Below are 17,389 nucleotides of genomic sequence, written 5' to 3'. Positions count from 1 at the left end.
ACAACGGTTCAATGCGCGCCCACAGACTATAAGACAGCTCCCAACTTGCAACGTCGGCGTATCGCGTCCCACTGGTATTATCCATATCCCTATTATGGCTCGTTCCGTAAGTTTAGAGATAGGTTCTAAATGACTAAGTGCCTCGGCTTGCGGGTCAGCTCACGTGGCGTCGCACTCTGCGTCGGCGCCCGATGGGAACGAAGAGAGGCGATCTGAACGGTGGTCATGTCTCCGGGCGCGGCAGCTCCGGCGCGCCGAGCGCCTCACGCACCTTGCGTTGCAGCGAGTTGGGCAGTTCCTTCAACTTGCCGGCGCCGCGGAGGTAGTCCTTCAGATCCTCGGCGCGCAGCACGGCGATGGGCGACGGTTCGACGTCGAGCACGGCCTTCGGATTGCTGAATACGATGATGCCGCGCAGCGGGATCTTCAGCGTAGGTAGCTTCTCGGTCAGCGCTCGGTTGACCTTGCGCAGCTCTTCGGTGATGTCGGCGGTCGGGTCGCCTAGTGGCTCGTCGCGGCCGAACCAGAAGCGCAGCAGGCTCTCCTTGCGCTTCCACTTGCCATCTTTGTAGATGATCTTGCCTTCCTGGTTGCGCACCACGAACACCGTCACGCCACCTGGCTCGATCAGCATGTAGTTGGTCGGCTGCGCAAACAACATCAGCGCGTACTTGCGATCTAAGCCTTTCAGGCTCTCGCGCAGCACCATGTCGGGCCGCGTTGGCGCGAGGTAGCGATTGCCATAGTGAAAGCCGACGCGCGACGCAGTGAACCCGACCAAGAGGATGATCAAGTAGAGGATGAAGAACAGGCTGGAGTTCTCCGGGGTGAGTAAACCGAGCTGCGGGCCGAACAGCGTGAGCAGCAACCCGGCCAGCAGAATACCCAGCGAACCGAACAGGGCGATTCGCCCCAGCAGCGCCAGGCGTTTGTACTTCTTCTCGTCAACGACGATCTTCATCGCAATCCTGCTATCTCATACCTTCCCGAAGGCGATCGTTGCGTTCTGGCCGCCTAGGCCGAACGAGTTAGAGATGGCGAAGTTGACCTCTTTGAGGCGCGCCTTGTGCGGCACATAGTCCAAGTCGCAGGCCGGATCGGGATGGTGCAGGTTGATGGTCGGCGGGATGATGCCGGTCTTGATGGTCATCACGGTGCTGAGCGCTTCGATGGCGCCGGCTGCGCCCATGGCGTGGCCGACCATGGACTTGGTGCTGGTGACCGGGATGTCGTAGGCGCGCTCGCCGAAGACCTGCTTGATGGCGGCCGTCTCAAGCGCGTCGTTGGCTTGTGTGGCCGAGCCGTGGGCGTTGATGTAATCCACATGGTGTGGCGCGAGACCGGCATCCTGCAAGGCCCACATCATGGCGCGAATCGCCCCGCTGGCCGAGGGGTCTGGGATAGCGATATGGTAGGCATCCGAAGACACGCCCAAGCCCAGCACTTCGGCGTAGATCGTCGCGCCGCGCGCCCGGGCGCGCTCGTAGTCCTCCAACATCATCACCACACAACCCTCGCTATAGGCGAAGCCATCGCGCGTGATGTCAAATGGGCGCTGGGCCAGTTCCGGATGATCGTTCATCGTGCTGAGCACGCGCATCTTAGAGAACGCCGCGATTGCGGTGGGGATCACCACGGCCTCTACGCCGCCGGCGAGCACGGCATCGGCTTTGCCCAGGCGAATCATTTCGGCGCCGTCGCCGATGGCCTGCGTGCCAGAAGCGCACGCCGCCACCACCGTGCTCAGCGGCCCTTTCAACCCGAACCGCGTGCTGATGTGGTGACCGGGCGCGTTAGGCAGGGCAGCGGGCAGGGCAAATGGATTTGTGCGCTTGTAACCATATTGGTAGTATTCCCGCGAACCCGCCTCCGACATCTCGTAGCCGCCCAGCGCGGTTCCCATCACGACGCCGACGCGGTCGGCTTTCGCGTCCTTGCCGATGCGCAGCCCGGATTGCTCGAACGCTTCCTGGGCGGCGGCCACGGCGAAGTGCGAACAACGCGCCATGCGCCGCACCTCCTTGGCGTCAATGTACTTGAGCGGGTCGAAGCCTTTCACCTCGCCGGCGATGCGCACCGGCAGATTGCTCGGGTCGAATTGGGTGATCGGCCCGATGCCGCTGCGCCCTTCCACCAGGTTGTTCCAGGTGTCCATCAAGTTCAGGCCCAGCACGGTGATTGCGCCGATGCCGGTGATGACCACGCGCCGCCGCTTGTTGCCGCTTGACACGTGAATATGCAACGTGGGGCGCGGTTGTTCGGCGGCGTCTCGTCCGCGCCTTAACATGCGTTTACTGGCGCTGGTGAAGCGGCTTAGACCGCGCCGCAGGCCGGAGAATCGTTTGGGTCGTGCCATGTTGGATCGTACGTCGAGAAGTCGGGCGCAAGGCGCGGTTTAGGACTCAGTGGGCTGACGTCTGCGCGCTGACGTTGGTCGTCCTCGGCAGCGCTTCCAGCCCCCTTTCGATAGCGTCCACAACGCCGCGCTCGACGGCCTCGGCAGCGCGCATGAGCGCCGAGCGAATCGCCCGCGCTTTGCTGCGGCCATGACCAATAATTACAACACCATCCACGCCCAGGAGTGGCGCACCGCCGATTTCCTCGTAGTTGGTGCGGGCGCTGATGCGCGCGATGGCGTCTTTGATCAGCAGGCCGCCCAGTTTGCTCTTGGGCGTGCGCATAATCTCTTCGCGCAGCATGCCCTTGATGAAGTCGCCCATGCCCTCGGACAATTTGATGATGACGTTGCCCGTGAAGCCATCTGTTACGAAGACATCGGCGTTGCCGGCCGGCAGGTCGCGACCCTCGGCGTTGCCGATGAAGTGGATCGGCCCCTTCTTGAGGAGCAGGTGGGCTTCTTGCACCAGCGCGCTGCCTTTGGTCTCCTCTTCGCCGTTGGACATGAGCGCCACGCGCGGGTTGCGTACGCCCATCACGCGCTCGGCGTAGAGGCTGCCCATCAGGCCGAATTGCGCCAGATACTCCGGCTTGCAGTCGGCGTTTGCGCCGACGTCGAGCAACAGCTTCCAGCCTTTTGCGGTGGGGAAGACGGCGGAGAGCGCCGGACGCAGGATGCCCTGGATGCGCCCCAGGTGGAAGAGCGCCGCGGCCAACGCGCCGCCGGTGTTGCCCATGGTGACGAAGGCGTCGGCGTCGCCGTTGCGCACCATCTGCATGCCCACAACCATGGAGCTGTTCTTCTTCGTCTTCACCGCCTGTGCCGGATGTTCGCCCATCTCGATCACTTCGCTGGCGTGTACGATCGGCAGGTGTAAGTTGGCGGTGTTGTGTTGCACGAGCAGCGGGCGAATCATCTCCTGGCGACCGACCAGGACGATCTCCCAGCCGAACTCGCGCGCGGCGCTCACGGCCGCTTCGACGTTCGGCCCGGGGCCGAAGTCACCGCCCATCGCATCTAACACGATCTTCATGGTTCCTCAGTCGCAATAGGCAGCTTGAGAACAAGGCGCGGCACGAGCCGCCTCCTCGTGTCGTCGCTGCAGGCTCAGTTCCGCGAAAAGATATGGCGGTCCTCTGGAGGCCGGATGGTGGAAGCGATGATGCTGAGCATCTTCAGTTCCTCGCGCAGGATCTCGGACTCAACGGCCAGCAAATCCGTCACGTGCGCCTGAGAGAGCAGGAATTGCTTCTGCTCCAACGGCAGGCGCAGGACGATTGCAGTGAACACGGCGACATCTACCGGCTGGGTGGGGAAGTGGTCGAATCGGAAATGCAGGCCGCTGGCCTCGCCGAGCCGCTTGAGATAGCGCGCCAGACGCTGTGAGACGGTGTGCACGAGCGGGTCGGCAGGCGCCGCATCCTCGATGAACGGAAATGGCGTGACGTCGCCGATCAGATAACCATGTTCGCTAGCGCGGAAGTCATGCAGCCGAAACCGTTCTTCGCCCAGCGTCACGATGTTCATCCGGCCGTCAGATAAGCGCTCTGCATCGGTCACGCGCGCCGATGTGCCGATGTCGTGTGGTTCGTCTGGCTCTTCGTCGCGCGCCAACACGACGCCGAATGGCTCATCGTTCTCGATGCAGCGCCGGATCATAACCCGGTAGCGAGGCTCGAAGATGTGCAGCGGCAACGTTTGGCCAGGGAACAGCACGACGTTCAAGGGAAATAACGGCAGCGCGCGGACCTTTGCCTCCATTTTGCGTTTGCTCCAGGATGAGCACTGATTATATCCGTCCTGAGCGGCCGCCCAGCCCATGCGCGAGCGCGCCGGTAGCGCCGGACAAACATGATGCTACACTTGCCTCATGTCCGCTTCAGCGCAGGGCGCCCTCCCACCATGGGCGCGTAACTTGGATGTGGAAGAGTATCGCACCTTCATTGCGCTGGTCGAGCGCTACTTTGTCGAACGTCGGATTCCTGCGCACGTCAAGGCCGACGAAGGGGTGGTGCAAGCCGAGTCCGGCGTGTTCCATCACGCCAGTGTGCTCGGTCTGCAAAATGTCGCACAATCGTGCGCCCGAGTCGGCATTGAGCGCTGGCCAAGTTTGATCGCGGAGCACTTCGATTGCATCTTCGCCGTGAGCGACGATCAAAATGCCCTGATGGTGGACGTGGGCGACTTCGACAAGGTGAGCGAGCGATTGCGCGCCCGGTTGTATCCAGTGGACTTGCTGAGCCAGTCTGTCGAGACTGTTCATCGCCCCGGCCCTGAGGGCACGATTGAGGTGATCGTGCTCGATCTGCCGACGACCGTCCGGACGATCTCACGATCCGAGGCGAAAAAGTGGGATCTGGAAGCCCCGGCGTTGTTCGAGATCGGGCGGCGCAATTTGCAGCGCGCCGGCTCGTTGAAGCGCACGTCCGTTGTCTTGCGATCCGGCGTAGAAATTCATCTTTACTCCGGCGATCCCTATTACGCGGCCAGTCATACGCTCATCCTCGATGCCTATCTGCCAGACGATCTGCCGCACGGTGCGTTGGTGGGCCTACCCCGGCGCGACGTCATCCTGTTGCACCTCATCCGTAACGTTGGTGTGGCCGAAGCGATCAGCCCGATGTTGCGGGCCATCGTTGGCATGTACGCCGATGGGCCTGGCTCGCTCAGCCCATACCTCTATTGGTTCTGGCAAGGCGAATTCATCACCCTGCCTTACGCACTGGATGGCGACGCGCTGGATTTCTTGCCGCCTGTGGCGTTTGTCGAGCTTCTGGAGCGCCTGGGCGAGAGCGCAGCGCTATCTTAAGGTGCCGAATGACCCGGCGCCATGCCGCGCCGACGGCCGGCTCCATCGCCGGCGCGGCGCGCGTGGTGGATGGCGGCCAGAGCGCGGCATTGTGAGGTGGGGGCGTCAGGTGGGCGAGAAGGGGGGCGGTGGGTAACCCGGCAGTGTGCATTCGCAATGTGCGTTCGGAGATGTACGCGCTCATTCTCTTCGATCTAGACGAGACGTTGTATCCGCGCTCGGCAAAGCTGATGGATGTCATCACCGAGCGCATCAACCAGTACATCGCCCATCGGTTCAATGTGCCGATCGAGCAGGCGATGGAGTTGCGCCGGCGCTTTCGCAGCGTCTACGGCACAGCCCTGCGCGGCATGATGGAAGAAGGCTACCCAGTCAACGTAGACGAGTACTTCGCGTATGTCCACGACATCGAACTCGATGGCGTGCTGGCTGCTGATCCACAACTGCGCGAGATGTTGCTGAGCATCCCGCTCCGGCGCGCCGTGCTCACCAACTCCAACATCGAACACGCCCTGCGCATCTTGCGACACATGGGCATCGAAGATTGCTTCGAGCGGGTGATAGACATCCGCGCCCTTAGCTTTCGCAACAAGCCCGATCCGCTGTCCTATCAGATCGCGCTAGAGATGTTGCGCGTGAAGCCGAACGAGGTGATCTTCGTCGAGGATACGCCGGTCAACACGCGGGCCGCTCGTGCGATCGGCATGACGACGATCCTGATCGAATGTCCGCCGAGCGATGCCGCCGACTACTTCCTGGAGAGCGTCCTGGATGTTGGGCCGCTGGTGGCCCATTTGTTGAACGCGAAAAGTAAATCATCCGCAGGGATTCACCCTCAGTCGTGCCCAAGGAGCGGATGAACCTCAATCCCGAGAACCCCGCTGAGTCCTCGCTGCTCGAACGTGCCTCGGCCTGGAGCGACTAGACTTCCGGCCCACGGCGTCGCGCCAGGCCGACCGGTCGCCGGCATAGCGATGCGCGGGTGAGCAGCCGGACCGAACCGGCGATAATCGGACTCAGACACAATGAGGTGATATGATGACGACGAACGGAACACAAGCGCCGACGCCATCCATGCAGCGGGTCAGCGCGCGCACGGCCGCCGTGCAGCCCTCAGCGACGATGGCCGTCGAAGGCCGCGTCAAGCAGATGCGCGCCACGGGCGAGCCGGTCATCGGTTTCGGCGCCGGCGAGCCGGACTTTCCCACGCCCGCGCTGATCAAGCAAGCGGCCATCAAAGCCATCCAAGACAATTTCACCCGCTACACCGAAACCGGCGGCATGGCCGCGCTCAAGGAAGCGATTGCTGCGCGAGAACGAGAGAACACCGGCCTCGACTACCAGGCCAGCCAGGTGGCTACACACACCGGCGGCAAGGAATCGCTTTACCTCGCCTTTCAAGCGTTGTGTGAAGCCGGTGACGAAGTGTTGATCCCCGCGCCATACTGGGTGAGCTACGTCGAGCAGGTGCGCTTGGCTGAGGCGACGCCGGTGATCGTGCCGACTACCGTGCGCGACCGGTTCAAGGTCACGGGTGAATTACTGGCGCGCTACACCACGCCACGTACGCGCATCTTCGTGCTCAACTCGCCGTCCAACCCCACCGGCATGGTTTATACCGAGGATGAGCTAAAGGACATTGCAACTTGGGCGCGGACGAACGACGTCATCATCTTGAGCGATGAGCTGTACGACCGCATCGTGTTCAATCCGCCCTACGCGCGCTGGTTGCGCGTCGCGCCCGACCTGTGCGACCGCACCGTGGTGATCAACGGGCTGTCGAAGGCGTATGCCATGACCGGCTGGCGGCTGGGCTACGCGGTTGGGCCGGAATGGATCATCAAAGCCATGCTCAAGATCCAGAGCCACAGCAACTCGCACCCCACTTCGATCACACAGGCAGCCGCGCTGGCCGCCTACACGAGCGACCTGGAAGCCGAAATCGCCGCGATGGTGGCGGCGTTTAAGGAGCGGCGCGATTGGATCGTGGCTGCGCTGAACGAAATCCCCGGCGTAAACTGCGTCTCCCCCGACGGCGCGTTCTACGTCTTTCCCGATTTCACCGGCGTGCTGGGGCGGCCGCTAAAGTACGGCCGCGTGTGCGACTCCAGCGAAGCGCTGGCGATGTATCTGCTCGATACGGTGAAAGTCGGCATCGTGCAAGGCGAAGCGTTCGGCGCGCCCGGCTGCGCGCGTCTGAGCTACGCCATGGGTCTCGACAAAATCAAAGAGGGGATCGAGCGGATGAAAGACGCACTGACATTCGCTTGAAAACCAGGCTTCTCGCCGAGAAGCCTGGTTTACTCACAAATAATCTCTCAAGTGCCGCGAACGGCGTGGATGGCGCAGCCGGCGCAGGGCGCGCGCCTCAATCTGCCGGATGCGCTCGCGGGTCAGGCCGAATTTCTGTCCCACTTCCTCCAAGGTATAGCACTTGCCGTTCACCAATCCAAAGCGCAGGCGCAAGATGCGCTGCTCGCGCGGGGTAAGTGTGCTCAGCACTTCTTCGATCTTCGTCTTCAACAGCTCCTCGTAGACCGTCTGAGCCGGAGAGGGGGTATTCTCATCCTCGATAAACGAACCGAACTCGTTGTCCTCTTCCTCGCCGATCGGCTGCTCCAGCGACAATGGCCGCCATGACACCTTCAACATCCACTCGACCTGCTCGCTGTCTATGCCCAACTCTTGGGCGACCTCGGCCGGAGTCGGTTGGCGGCCGAGCGCCTGCTCTAGCTCGCGCGTGGCCTTGTATAGCCGGCGGATGCGGTCGTTCATGTGCACCGGCACGCGGATGGTGCGGCTCTGGTCGGCGATGGCGCGCGTGATGGTCTGACGAATCCACCACGTGGCGTATGTGGAGAAGCGGAAGCCCAGTTTGTAATTGAACTTCTCGACCGACTTCATTAGGCCGAGGTTGCCTTCTTGGATCAGGTCGAGAAACGGCACGCCGCGCCCCATGTATTTCTTGGCGATGCTGACGACCAAGCGGGTGTTGGCCTTGATCAGGTGCTCGCGCGCTTGGCGTCCTTCTTCGATGAGTTTCTCGTATTGGCGGCGTTCGCGGGGCGAGAGTCGGTCGCCGCGCAGCTTGATGCGCGCCTCGGCGGCCCGACCGCGCTCGATCGTGCGGGCCAGGCGAACCTCTTCCTCGTTGGTCAGCAGCGGCACGCGCGTCATCTCGCGCAGATATAGGCCGATGCCGTCATCCACGCTGATGCCCGCGAGATCGTCGCCGGCAGCAGGTACGGGGTCTTCTTCCTCGTCCTCGTCTCCCTCGATGTCGTCACCATCGTCCAGGTTGGCAAGTTCGGCTTCGTCTTCCTCCTGCGCCACGAGGTCTTGCACGAGCACCCCTGCTTCTTCCAGCAGCTTGATCACTTGTTCGACCTGCTCGTAGTTATCTTCGCCCTCAGGAAGCAGTTCTAGAATATCGTCCGTGACGACATAACCTTGAATTTCAGCCTTGATCAACAGCGAGGCGATGATCTGGTCTTCGTCAAACTGGGTCATTTAGGATTCTCCCGAATCTTGAGAGTTGCTCAGGTGGATGGTCAGCCAGTCCTGTTCGTCTTCATCCAGCGCGCCCAGTAGGTCGGCCGCGCTCGCTTTGGCATACTTGGGGTGGATCGGATTGATGGGGATAGCCATGATGATCTCTTCGCGTAGGGTTTCGGTCAGGTCTATCCAGCCATCATCGCTGATCCAGCGATCGGGGTCGGCGTCGGAGTGAGGGTACTGCGGCAAGCCAAGGAGGATATCATCCAGAGGCACTTTAAGACGTAAATTGAAGTTTTCGAGCGAGCGGGCGCATTGGATGGCGACTTCGGTCTCGACCGATCCACGCAGCAATATGACATCGCTTAGGCGGATGAATTCGAGCGTGCCGCGCAAGTAGGGAACTTGCAATTCATCATCGAACTTCGTTAGTCCACGCTCAAGGTGTTCGATCTGCGTGCTGCCAACTGGCCTGTAGAGCAACTTGTGAAGCCAGTAACGCATAATATGATGCTAACAGGTAGTGGGTTTACAGTCAACAGGTTTTGCCCTGATAAGCCAAAACTGATACATCACATGAACATGCAGATGGTAAGTGACATAATAAAAATACCGTCTTCTACGAGGATCAATCGAGCACCCGCCTACTCGATAATGCAAAGGCACATTTCAGAGGTCATAAATATCTTAAAATTGCCGGGCAATTTAAGGTGCGGAGATGGCCTGGCGTCTTGTGTTTGACCGTCGAGATGAATACAATCGCGTTCCCGCGCCACAGCTAACTTGTGACAGTCACTGTTTACAGGAGTTCAACCTCTTATGGCTTGTGGCCCGGGGGCAAGAAAACTTGCGCATCGAGGGTGAACAATGAGAGCGGAAGAAGCATGGCAATCCGTGCTGGGCGAAATTGAGGTCGGAATGGGCCGCAGTAGCTACGTAACATGGCTGAAGTCTGCTCGTTTAATCACATATGAGGACGGGCAATTTGTGATTGGGGTAGCGAACGGTTATGCGAAAGAATGGATTGAGCAGCGCAAGCTCGGCGACATCCGGCGTATGCTGAGCGAGCGAATGGGCCGGAGCGTGAATGTGTCGCTTGTCGTTATGACACAAAGTGCCAATCAGCCCGTGATGGATTCACCGCGACAGGTTGAACCTCCAGCACATGGCGCGATGCCTGCCCCGATCACGCTCACGCCGGAACATGTCGGCGGCGTGGCATCCGATGGACTGCAAAAGCGATACACGTTTGAGGCGTTTGTCGTTGGCTCGGGCAACCGCATGGCGCACGCCGCAGCCATGGCCGTGGCCGAAGCGCCCGCGGAGCGTTACAATCCCCTCTTCCTGTATGGCGGCTCGGGTCTGGGCAAGACCCACCTGCTGCATGCCATTGGTAACAAGGCCAAGCAGCGCGGTTTAATTTGCCGTTATGTTACCTCCGAGACCTTCACCAACGAACTAATTAGCGCCATCCGATCGCATTCGCAGGAGGTTTTCCGCAACCGCTATCGTTACGTGGACATGTTGCTCATGGATGATGTGCAGTTTATCGCCGGCAAAGAGTCCACGCAGGAAGAGTTCTTCCACACCTTCAATGCGCTGCACGGCGCGAACAAACAGATCGTGCTCACCAGCGACCGAGCGCCGAAGATGATGGTCACGCTGGAGGATCGCTTGCGCAGCCGGTTCGAGTGGGGCTTGATGGTGGACATCGCTCCGCCGGACCTGGAAACGCGCATGGCCATCTTGCAACATAAAGTGGCACAGATGGGATGCGCGATCCCCGCCGACGTGATCGAGTTCGTCGCTAAGCAGATCCAGAGCAATGTGCGTGAGCTGGAAGGCGCGCTCACACGCCTGCTCGCCACATCGGAGATGACCGGCCGTCCGATCACCATCCAGTTTGCCCGCGATACGTTAGCCGACTTGGTCGGCCGTCGCGCGCATATCACCCCCTCCCAGGTGATCGAAACTGTTGCGAGGTTCTACAACATCTCGGTGGCCGACATGGTGTCCCCCTCGCGGAACAAAGAGTTAGTGCAGCCCCGCCAGATCGCGATGTACCTTATCCGACAGGAGACCGACGCCTCGCTGCCGGAGATCGGCAGCTTACTTGGCGGGCGCGATCACACCACCATCCTCCACGGCGTAGAGCGCATCAAAGACCGCCTGGAGACCGAGGAACAACTGCGCCGCGACGTGATGAGTGTGCGCGAACAACTCTATCTAAACGTCACCGCTTGAGACTGGCGCGCGCTATCACTTCACGTCTTGTGCTGCCGCTATCCTGTCTATCGCGGCGCCTTTCGAGGGATCCACGCCCCCGGCAACTCTGCGCAGCTTCGGCCACGCGCTTGACCAGGTAGACGATCCGGCGCCCATAGTAGTTGCGATTTTCGGGCGCGCCTTTTGCTATCTAGCAGCACCGTGGCCTGCCAGCATCGCTCGACCCATTGATCCCCGGTTTCGTCCGGGGTCAGAAAGGAGAGCGTCGGTGCAGCGTACAAAAGCGACTGCGGCGGGGTTACGAGAAAGCCGGCGGCGCGGGGGCTATCGGCCATGCCCTGCCGGTCATCCGACCAGGCGTTGCTGATCCTGCGCTTGCGCAGCCGAAACGAAGATAATCGCAGGCGACAAAGCGCGCAGCACGCGGCGGAGAAGCGCATGAATTTATTGAAACGATTGTTCGGCGGCGCAACCGACTCAGCGGACGCTGCCCGAGACCCTGACGCATTAATTTACTACGTCAAAGGCCACAAGTGCGGCGCGATCACACGGGTGCGCATTGACCGGCGGAACGAGCTTAGCTGGGATGACGACAACTTCTTCGTGCGCAAGGTGATCGTAGACAGCAAGTGCTATGGCCGAGTCGAGATCGAACTACGCTTTGATTCCCAATACCGCGAGATTTACCGAGAGATCCGAGGGGGCGTCTTCGTCACACGCCAAGCGTGGGCAGCGCAGCAAGCTGAGAAGCGCTGACCTTAAGCGGTGCATCGTCTTTTAACAATGTTAAAAAAAACTTTTAAGCTTGCCGGATGCGCATGTCATTGACAAAGCCAACGCGCAACATAGAATCGCGCAACAATGCTTGATCAGTCCTAGCGCATATGGCAGCAAGTTCGCAGCAGGCAGAAGCAGAGATTGCGCCTGCAGAGACCACAACGAACGGATATTGTGAAATGAGGGGGACGGCGGGCCTGTCGCTGTGGTTCACCCCCAATGCATATCGGACGGCGCACGGGATGCCGGCCGCGCGCACCTACCGGATTGCGCTGCTCGTCAACCTGGCGCGCAATGCACCGCCGATCCATCGCAGCAGTACGCCCCCTGACATCTGGGCCGAGTTGGACTCGGACAAAAATGTGGAGTCGTATGCGCAGGCCCTGCGCCAAGCTGGCCACGAAGTGCTCGTCCGTGAAGGCGATGCGTATCTTGCGTCTTGGCTCGACGAAGTCCGGCCCGATATTTGCTTCAACACTTGTGAGGGCTTCGGGGGTGACAGTCGCGAGGCGCAGGTGCCGGCGCTGCTGGAGATGATCGGCGCGCGCTACACCGGCCCGACGCCGCTTGCCGCAGCGATCACGCAAGATAAGCCAACCACCAAGCGCATCCTGCGATCCTATGGCATGCCGACGCCGCACTTCCAAGTATTCCATACGCCGGATGACCCGCTGCGCCACACGCTGCGCTTCCCTTTGTTCGTCAAGCCGGCGCATGAAGGCACCGGCATAGGCGTGCACAACGAGAGTGTCGTGCACAATGAGCGCCAACTGCGTGACCGCGTCGCCTGGACAATTGCGGCTTATCAGCAGCCCGCGCTGGTCGAAACCTACATTGCCGGGCGCGACATCACCTGCGGCCTGGTGGGCAACGGCCACGACGTGCACTTCTTTCCGATTGCCGAAGTGGATTTCAGCGGCTATCCCCCTGAATTGCTGCCGATCTATGGCTCGGTGCAAAAGGTTGAACTCGACCATCTCTATCGAAACAAGTGTCCGGCGCCGCTGGGCGGAGCGCTGACCCGCAAAATTCGGCGGCTGACGCACCAAACCTTCCTGGTCACCGGTTGTCGCGACTTTGCGCGCGTGGACTTCCGCCTGGACGAGCAGAACCGTCCGTTCATCCTCGAAATCAATGCGCTGCCAGGCATCGCCCCGCGCAGCGACCTGACGCTGATGGCCGAAGCGGAGGGCTGGACGCATGGCGACCTGGTTCGGGCGGTGCTCAACGCGGGGTTGAAACGGTATGGCATGTGACGCGCCCGATGCAAACACCGCGCGATAGCCGGCCTCAGACACCGATGAACCCTTCGCTGCTTCTCCTCTATGGGCTCGACGAAGCCAGTCAGGACTTCGAGATTGCATCTACGCTGGCGCTGGTCAAAGCCGCGACGGAAGCGCTGTTGTCGCGCGGTTGGCGCGTGCTTCCACTGCAAGTCGCTCACGACCTGATCACGCTGCTGCGACCGTTCAACCCTGGCGAGTGGTTGATCTTCAACCTGTGCGAGGGCGCGCCGTCGCAGGAGTTCTACTACGCTCGCGTCACCCGCCAGTTAGCCGAACTGGGCTACACCTTTACCGGCTCGGACGCCTGGACGCTGGATGAGACGCAATACAAGTGGCGCATGAAAGCACTTTTAGAGGCGCATGGTGTGCCGACGCCGACCTGGGCGGTCGTCGAACGCGCGGAAGACGTGGAAGACGTGCAAGACGTGGCTTTCCCCGCCATCGTCAAACCGGCTGCCGAACACTGCTCTTATGGCATCACGCGCGACTCGGTGGTGATGAACGCCGATGAGGCGCGTGCGCAGGTCGCCCGTGTCGTTGACGAATTTCGTCAGCCGGCGCTGATCGAGACGTTCCTGGACAGCCCCGAATACAACGTGTCGCTGTGGGGGAGCGGCGACGATGTGAGCGTGCTCGGCATCAGCACGATGACCTATGACGCCTTCGATGACATCCGAGACCGACTCTGCACATTCGATGCAAAGTGGAGGCCAGAATCCGAGGCTTATCAACGCATCCCGGCCATCTGTCCGGCGCCGGTCTCTCCAGCGCTGCGAGCGAAGATCGAAGCGGTCGCGCTGGCTGCCTATCGGGCGACCGGCTGCCGCGACTACGGTCGGGTTGACTTGCGCTTTCGGGGCAGTCAGCCGATGGCCCTCGACGTGAACGCCAACTGCGACGTGAGCCCGGACGGCGGCTTCGCCCATGCCGCGCGCGCCGCCGGCTTGGACTACGCCGACATGCTGGAGCACATTGTCCGGCTGGCCATGTGTCGCATGCCGGTTTGTGATTCACGCGCTGTGATGGAGATGGTGAGATGATGCACGCGTCGTATGCGCGGGCCGGCGCGCCTGCGCAGGTCGAGGTGCGCCCTTCCCGCTTCGATGAGCGGCGGGCCATCGGCGACATCCTGATGCGCTCGGAGATCTTCGGTCGCGCGGATGCCGAGTGTGTGGACGCAATGTTCCTCGAAACGTGGCAGTCTCCGCCGCGCGAGGATCACTATCGCTGGCTGTCATGCTGGCGCGATGGACGCATGATCGGCTTTGCCTGCTACGGGCCGGAGTCGCTCACCGATCGCACTTGGGATTTATTCTGGATTTGCGTGGTGCCGGAAGCGCGGGGCAAGGGGGCCGGCCGGGCCTTGATGGTCGCAGTCGAATCCCAAGTGCGCCAGGCCGGTGGACGGTTGATGGTGATCTACACCTCGTCCACGCCGAAATACGCGCCTGCGCGCCGGTTGTATGAACGCGCCGGATTTGTCTGCGTCGCTGTCGTGCCCGATTACTATGCTGAAGGCGACGATTTGAACATTTACTGGAAGCGCTTATAAGGGGAAGAAACGCATGTCGAAGGACAAAGCACGCGCGCCGGTCATCGTGCTCTATAACATCTACCAGAGTTGGTCGCCGCAGGATAGGGCGGAGGCCGATCGCTTGACCCAAATCATGGTGGACGGCCTGAGCGCGTTAGGCCACAGGGTGGCCGTCGCCGAGTTTTGGAAGGACGTTCGGTCAGCGCTGCGCCCTTACGATCCGGCGGAGTGGATCGTCTTCAACTGGTGCGAAGGCGTCGAGGGCGAGATCGGCGGAGACGCGCGCGTGTGCGCCGACCTGGAAGCGATGGGCTTCACCTACACCGGCAACTCGCCCTACACGCTCCGGCTATCGGTGGAGAAGGGGCGCGTGAAGAAGATGCTGCAGCGCTGGAAGATCCCGACGCCCAGCGGGCGAGAGTTCAAACACCCGGATGAAGTGACGCCCTCCAACTGGGATGAAGCGAACTTCCCGGCGATCGTCAAACCGGTCAGCGCGCATTGCTCGGTGGCTATTACGCGGCATGCAGTGGTGCACAGTCTGGAATCGCTGCGTCAGCGGGTGGCCTATGTGCTGGAGACGGTGAAAGAGCCGGCGCTGGCAGAGAAATTCATCGCCGGGCGCGAGATCAACGTGGCCATCTGGGGCAACGGCCGCCCGCGCGTGCTGCCGCTGCGCGAGATTGACTTCTCGCGCGTGGCCGACCCCTTCCATCGCATGGTGACATGGGATAGCAAGTGGGTGCCCGACAGCCCAGAATGGAATAGCATGCCGGTCATCACCCAGCCGGTGGTGTCCGATACGTTGCGCGCACGCATTGAGAAAATCGCCCTGGACACATATCGCGCCTTCGATTGCCGCGACTATGCCCGAGTGGATTTGCGCATTGACGCAAACGATCAACCGTATGTGGTGGATGTGAACCCGAACCCCGACATTTGCCCGGATGGCGGCTTTGCCGGCGCATGCTATGCCGCAGGCTATACCTATGCCGAGGCGGTGAGCAACATCATCGCCATGGCGGTAGCGCGGCGCAACCGGCGCCAGGCGTTGTTCAACACGCTGGCGCGGCTGCGCCAGACGAAGCGGTGTCATGCGGCCGTGCCGGAGCTGGCATAAAAGCTGTGCTCGCGACGCCACAATAGCATTTGGCGCATGGCGCGTGAAGTGTTCTTTTCAAAAGCTGCCGACGGCGGTGTGATTGAGGCCGCGATAAACTTCGACGAAGCAGCATTCGGCATTGCCGAACGCGGCGTCTCGCCCTGGACGATTGCGATCGGCGATAGGCAAAAAGACCTGGGACGTCTGGTCGGCTTCGAGGGCCCCGGGCAGACCATCATCGGCATGCATCAACTCAAACCCGACCCCACGGCGCCGCGCGGTTTGGAAATCACCGTCTTTCGCGTCAGCGATGTCCTGCGCGCCACAGGCCTAGACGCAGCGTTGTTCGGCGCATTTGAGCGCTGGCTGTTGAAACGCGGCTGGCGCGGGAACGTGGTCAAGCGGATGAAATTTACCGACCCGCGGCTCGTAGTGCCCATCCGCGAGTTCTGGGTCAGGCGCTTGGGCTTCGAGCTGATCCTGGCCGAAGACGGCAAATGGGACGAGCACGTGGTGAAGCGTTGGCGGTGACTGCCCGTGGGTGGAGGCGACCCTACGCGCATCCGGCACATGCCCCGCAAGCACGTCGTCCGCACACATACAATTCGCCGCATGAACTTCGAGACCCTTGCCATCCATGCCGGCCAGCCGCCCGACCCTGCCTACGGCGCGGTGATGACACCGATTTATCAGACCTCGACCTATGCGCAGAATAAAATCGGCGAGGCGGCTTACGATTACGCGCGAACCGCCAACCCCACCCGCACCGCGCTGCAGGACTGCATCGCCGCGCTGGAAGGTGGCAAGCACGGCTTGGCGTTTGCCTCCGGCATGGCAGCGATTGACTGCGTGATCCGGCTGCTCAGGCCCGGCGATCACGTGCTGGCCAGCAACGACGTATACGGCGGCACCTATCGCATCTTTAAGCGCGTCTATGAGGATTACGGCGTGCAGGCCTCATTTGTCGAGATGAGCGATCTGGACGCCGTGCGCGCCGCCATGCGGCCCAATACGCGCATGATCTGGATTGAGACGCCAACCAATCCGCTGCTCAAGGTGGCCGACATCGCTGCGATTGCCCATTTGCGCGACGCAGTCCGGGCCGCGCCGCAGATCGTCGTGGATAACACGTTTGCCTCGCCGTATGCGCAGCAGCCGCTCAAGCTCGGCGCGGACATTGTGGTGCACAGCGCAACCAAGTATCTGGGCGGACACAGCGACGTGGTGAACGGCCTGGTTGCCTTGAACGATGACGCCACATTTGCGCGCTTGAAGTTTTTGCAAAACGCCGTTGGGGCGGTGCCCGGGCCGTTCGATTGTTTCCTCGTCCTGCGCGGCATCAAAACCCTGCACGTGCGAATGGAACGTCACAGCGCCAATGCGATGGCCGTCGCGGCCTGGCTCGAATCGCATCCGCGCGTGGAGCGCGTGATCTACCCCGGCTTGCCCTCGCATCCGCAGCATGCGATTGCCCGGCGGCAGATGCGCGTGTTTGGCGGCATGGTCTCGTTCGTCGTGAAAGGTGGGCCGGAGGCAGCGCGCCGCGTCGCCGAAGGGACGAAGCTCTTCGCGCTGGCCGAATCGCTGGGTGGCGTCGAGTCGCTGATCGAGCTGCCGGCGGCGATGACGCACATGAGCGTTGCCAACTCGCCCCTCGAAGTCAGCCCGGCGCTCATCCGCCTGTCTGTTGGCATCGAACATGTGGACGACTTGATCGCCGATCTGAAAGAGGCGCTTGAAGCGCGCTGACCGAAGGCTCGAG

17 protein-coding genes are annotated in these 17,389 nt (G+C 61.4%); 11 read left to right on the top strand and 6 right to left on the bottom strand.

Annotation, left to right across the window (positions count from 1 at the left end):
• Nucleotides 1-223: 223 nt before the first annotated feature.
• The 4 genes from GXH28_RS09565 to GXH28_RS09550 form a co-directional block, all read right to left on the bottom strand.
• Nucleotides 224-961 (bottom strand): hypothetical protein, encoded by a 738-nt coding sequence (locus GXH28_RS09565; protein ID WP_169238799.1) that lies wholly within the window; start codon nt 959-961, stop codon nt 224-226.
• A gap of 15 nt (nt 962-976) precedes the next feature.
• Nucleotides 977-2,356, bottom strand: coding sequence for a beta-ketoacyl-ACP synthase II (fabF, locus tag GXH28_RS09560; RefSeq protein WP_240550308.1), 1,380 nt, complete (start codon nt 2,354-2,356; stop codon nt 977-979).
• Nucleotides 2,357-2,402: 46 nt separating this feature from the next.
• Nucleotides 2,403-3,431 (bottom strand): phosphate acyltransferase PlsX, encoded by a 1,029-nt coding sequence (gene plsX, locus GXH28_RS09555; RefSeq protein ID WP_169238798.1) that lies wholly within the window; start codon nt 3,429-3,431, stop codon nt 2,403-2,405.
• Between the two features lie 74 nt (nt 3,432-3,505).
• Entirely contained in the window at nt 3,506-4,159 is a 654-nt protein-coding gene (locus GXH28_RS09550) for an LON peptidase substrate-binding domain-containing protein (protein WP_169238797.1), read from the bottom strand.
• A gap of 109 nt (nt 4,160-4,268) precedes the next feature.
• Here GXH28_RS09550 and GXH28_RS09545 point away from each other — a divergent pair, with 109 nt between their 5' ends.
• The 3 genes from GXH28_RS09545 to GXH28_RS09535 all read left to right on the top strand — a co-directional run bounded on the left by GXH28_RS09545 (nt 4,269) and on the right by GXH28_RS09535 (nt 7,478).
• Nucleotides 4,269-5,207 carry a hypothetical protein gene (locus GXH28_RS09545; RefSeq protein WP_169238796.1) on the top strand — a complete coding sequence of 313 codons (939 nt, stop codon included), beginning with the start codon at nt 4,269-4,271 and terminating at the stop codon, nt 5,205-5,207.
• Between the two features lie 128 nt (nt 5,208-5,335).
• Nucleotides 5,336-6,067 (top strand): pyrimidine 5'-nucleotidase, encoded by a 732-nt coding sequence (locus tag GXH28_RS09540; protein ID WP_169238795.1) that lies wholly within the window; start codon nt 5,336-5,338, stop codon nt 6,065-6,067.
• 175 nt (nt 6,068-6,242) lie between these two features.
• Entirely contained in the window at nt 6,243-7,478 is a 1,236-nt protein-coding gene (locus GXH28_RS09535) for a pyridoxal phosphate-dependent aminotransferase (protein ID WP_240550307.1), read from the top strand.
• Nucleotides 7,479-7,511: 33 nt separating this feature from the next.
• Here the strand turns inward: GXH28_RS09535 and GXH28_RS09530 are convergent, their stop codons facing one another.
• Together GXH28_RS09530 and GXH28_RS09525 are read right to left on the bottom strand one after the other, a co-directional pair.
• Nucleotides 7,512-8,717 carry a sigma-70 family RNA polymerase sigma factor gene (locus GXH28_RS09530; RefSeq protein WP_169238794.1) on the bottom strand — a complete coding sequence of 402 codons (1,206 nt, stop codon included), beginning with the start codon at nt 8,715-8,717 and terminating at the stop codon, nt 7,512-7,514.
• Entirely contained in the window at nt 8,718-9,206 is a 489-nt protein-coding gene (locus tag GXH28_RS09525; RefSeq protein WP_169238793.1) for a YceD family protein, read from the bottom strand.
• Between the two features lie 363 nt (nt 9,207-9,569).
• Between GXH28_RS09525 and dnaA the strand changes: the two genes are divergently transcribed.
• The 8 genes from dnaA (at nt 9,570) to GXH28_RS09485 (ending at nt 17,376) form a co-directional block, all read left to right on the top strand.
• Nucleotides 9,570-10,946 carry a chromosomal replication initiator protein DnaA gene (dnaA, locus tag GXH28_RS09520; protein ID WP_169238792.1) on the top strand — a complete coding sequence of 459 codons (1,377 nt, stop codon included), beginning with the start codon at nt 9,570-9,572 and terminating at the stop codon, nt 10,944-10,946.
• Between the two features lie 420 nt (nt 10,947-11,366).
• A complete protein-coding gene (locus GXH28_RS09515; RefSeq protein WP_169238791.1) occupies nt 11,367-11,684 on the top strand; it encodes a hypothetical protein in 318 nt (105 codons plus the stop codon).
• A 200-nt stretch (nt 11,685-11,884) separates the two neighbouring features.
• Nucleotides 11,885-12,961, top strand: a complete 1,077-nt coding sequence (locus GXH28_RS09510; RefSeq protein ID WP_169238790.1) for a D-alanine--D-alanine ligase family protein — start codon at nt 11,885-11,887, stop codon at nt 12,959-12,961.
• 44 nt (nt 12,962-13,005) lie between these two features.
• Nucleotides 13,006-14,031, top strand: coding sequence for a D-alanine--D-alanine ligase family protein (locus tag GXH28_RS09505; protein ID WP_169238789.1), 1,026 nt, complete (start codon nt 13,006-13,008; stop codon nt 14,029-14,031).
• Entirely contained in the window at nt 14,028-14,543 is a 516-nt protein-coding gene (locus GXH28_RS09500) for a GNAT family N-acetyltransferase (protein WP_169238788.1), read from the top strand. The genes GXH28_RS09505 and GXH28_RS09500 overlap by 4 nt, the downstream gene beginning before the upstream one ends.
• Nucleotides 14,544-14,556: 13 nt before the next feature.
• On the top strand, nt 14,557-15,645 hold the full coding sequence (locus tag GXH28_RS09495) for a D-alanine--D-alanine ligase family protein (RefSeq protein ID WP_169238787.1): 1,089 nt from the start codon (nt 14,557-14,559) through the stop codon (nt 15,643-15,645).
• A gap of 36 nt (nt 15,646-15,681) precedes the next feature.
• Nucleotides 15,682-16,158: a hypothetical protein gene (locus tag GXH28_RS09490; RefSeq protein ID WP_169238786.1), complete on the top strand. Its 477-nt coding sequence runs from the start codon at nt 15,682-15,684 to the stop codon at nt 16,156-16,158.
• 39 nt (nt 16,159-16,197) lie between these two features.
• On the top strand, nt 16,198-17,376 hold the full coding sequence (locus tag GXH28_RS09485; protein WP_255464560.1) for a cystathionine gamma-synthase: 1,179 nt from the start codon (nt 16,198-16,200) through the stop codon (nt 17,374-17,376).
• The last annotated feature ends 13 nt before the right edge of the window (nt 17,377-17,389 follow it).

This window comes from Candidatus Roseilinea sp. NK_OTU-006 (genome assembly GCF_012931985.1).
Taxonomy (GTDB): Bacteria; Chloroflexota; Anaerolineae; order J036; family Brachytrichaceae; genus JAAFGM01.
This window is presented reverse-complemented; position numbering and strand designations above follow the sequence as displayed.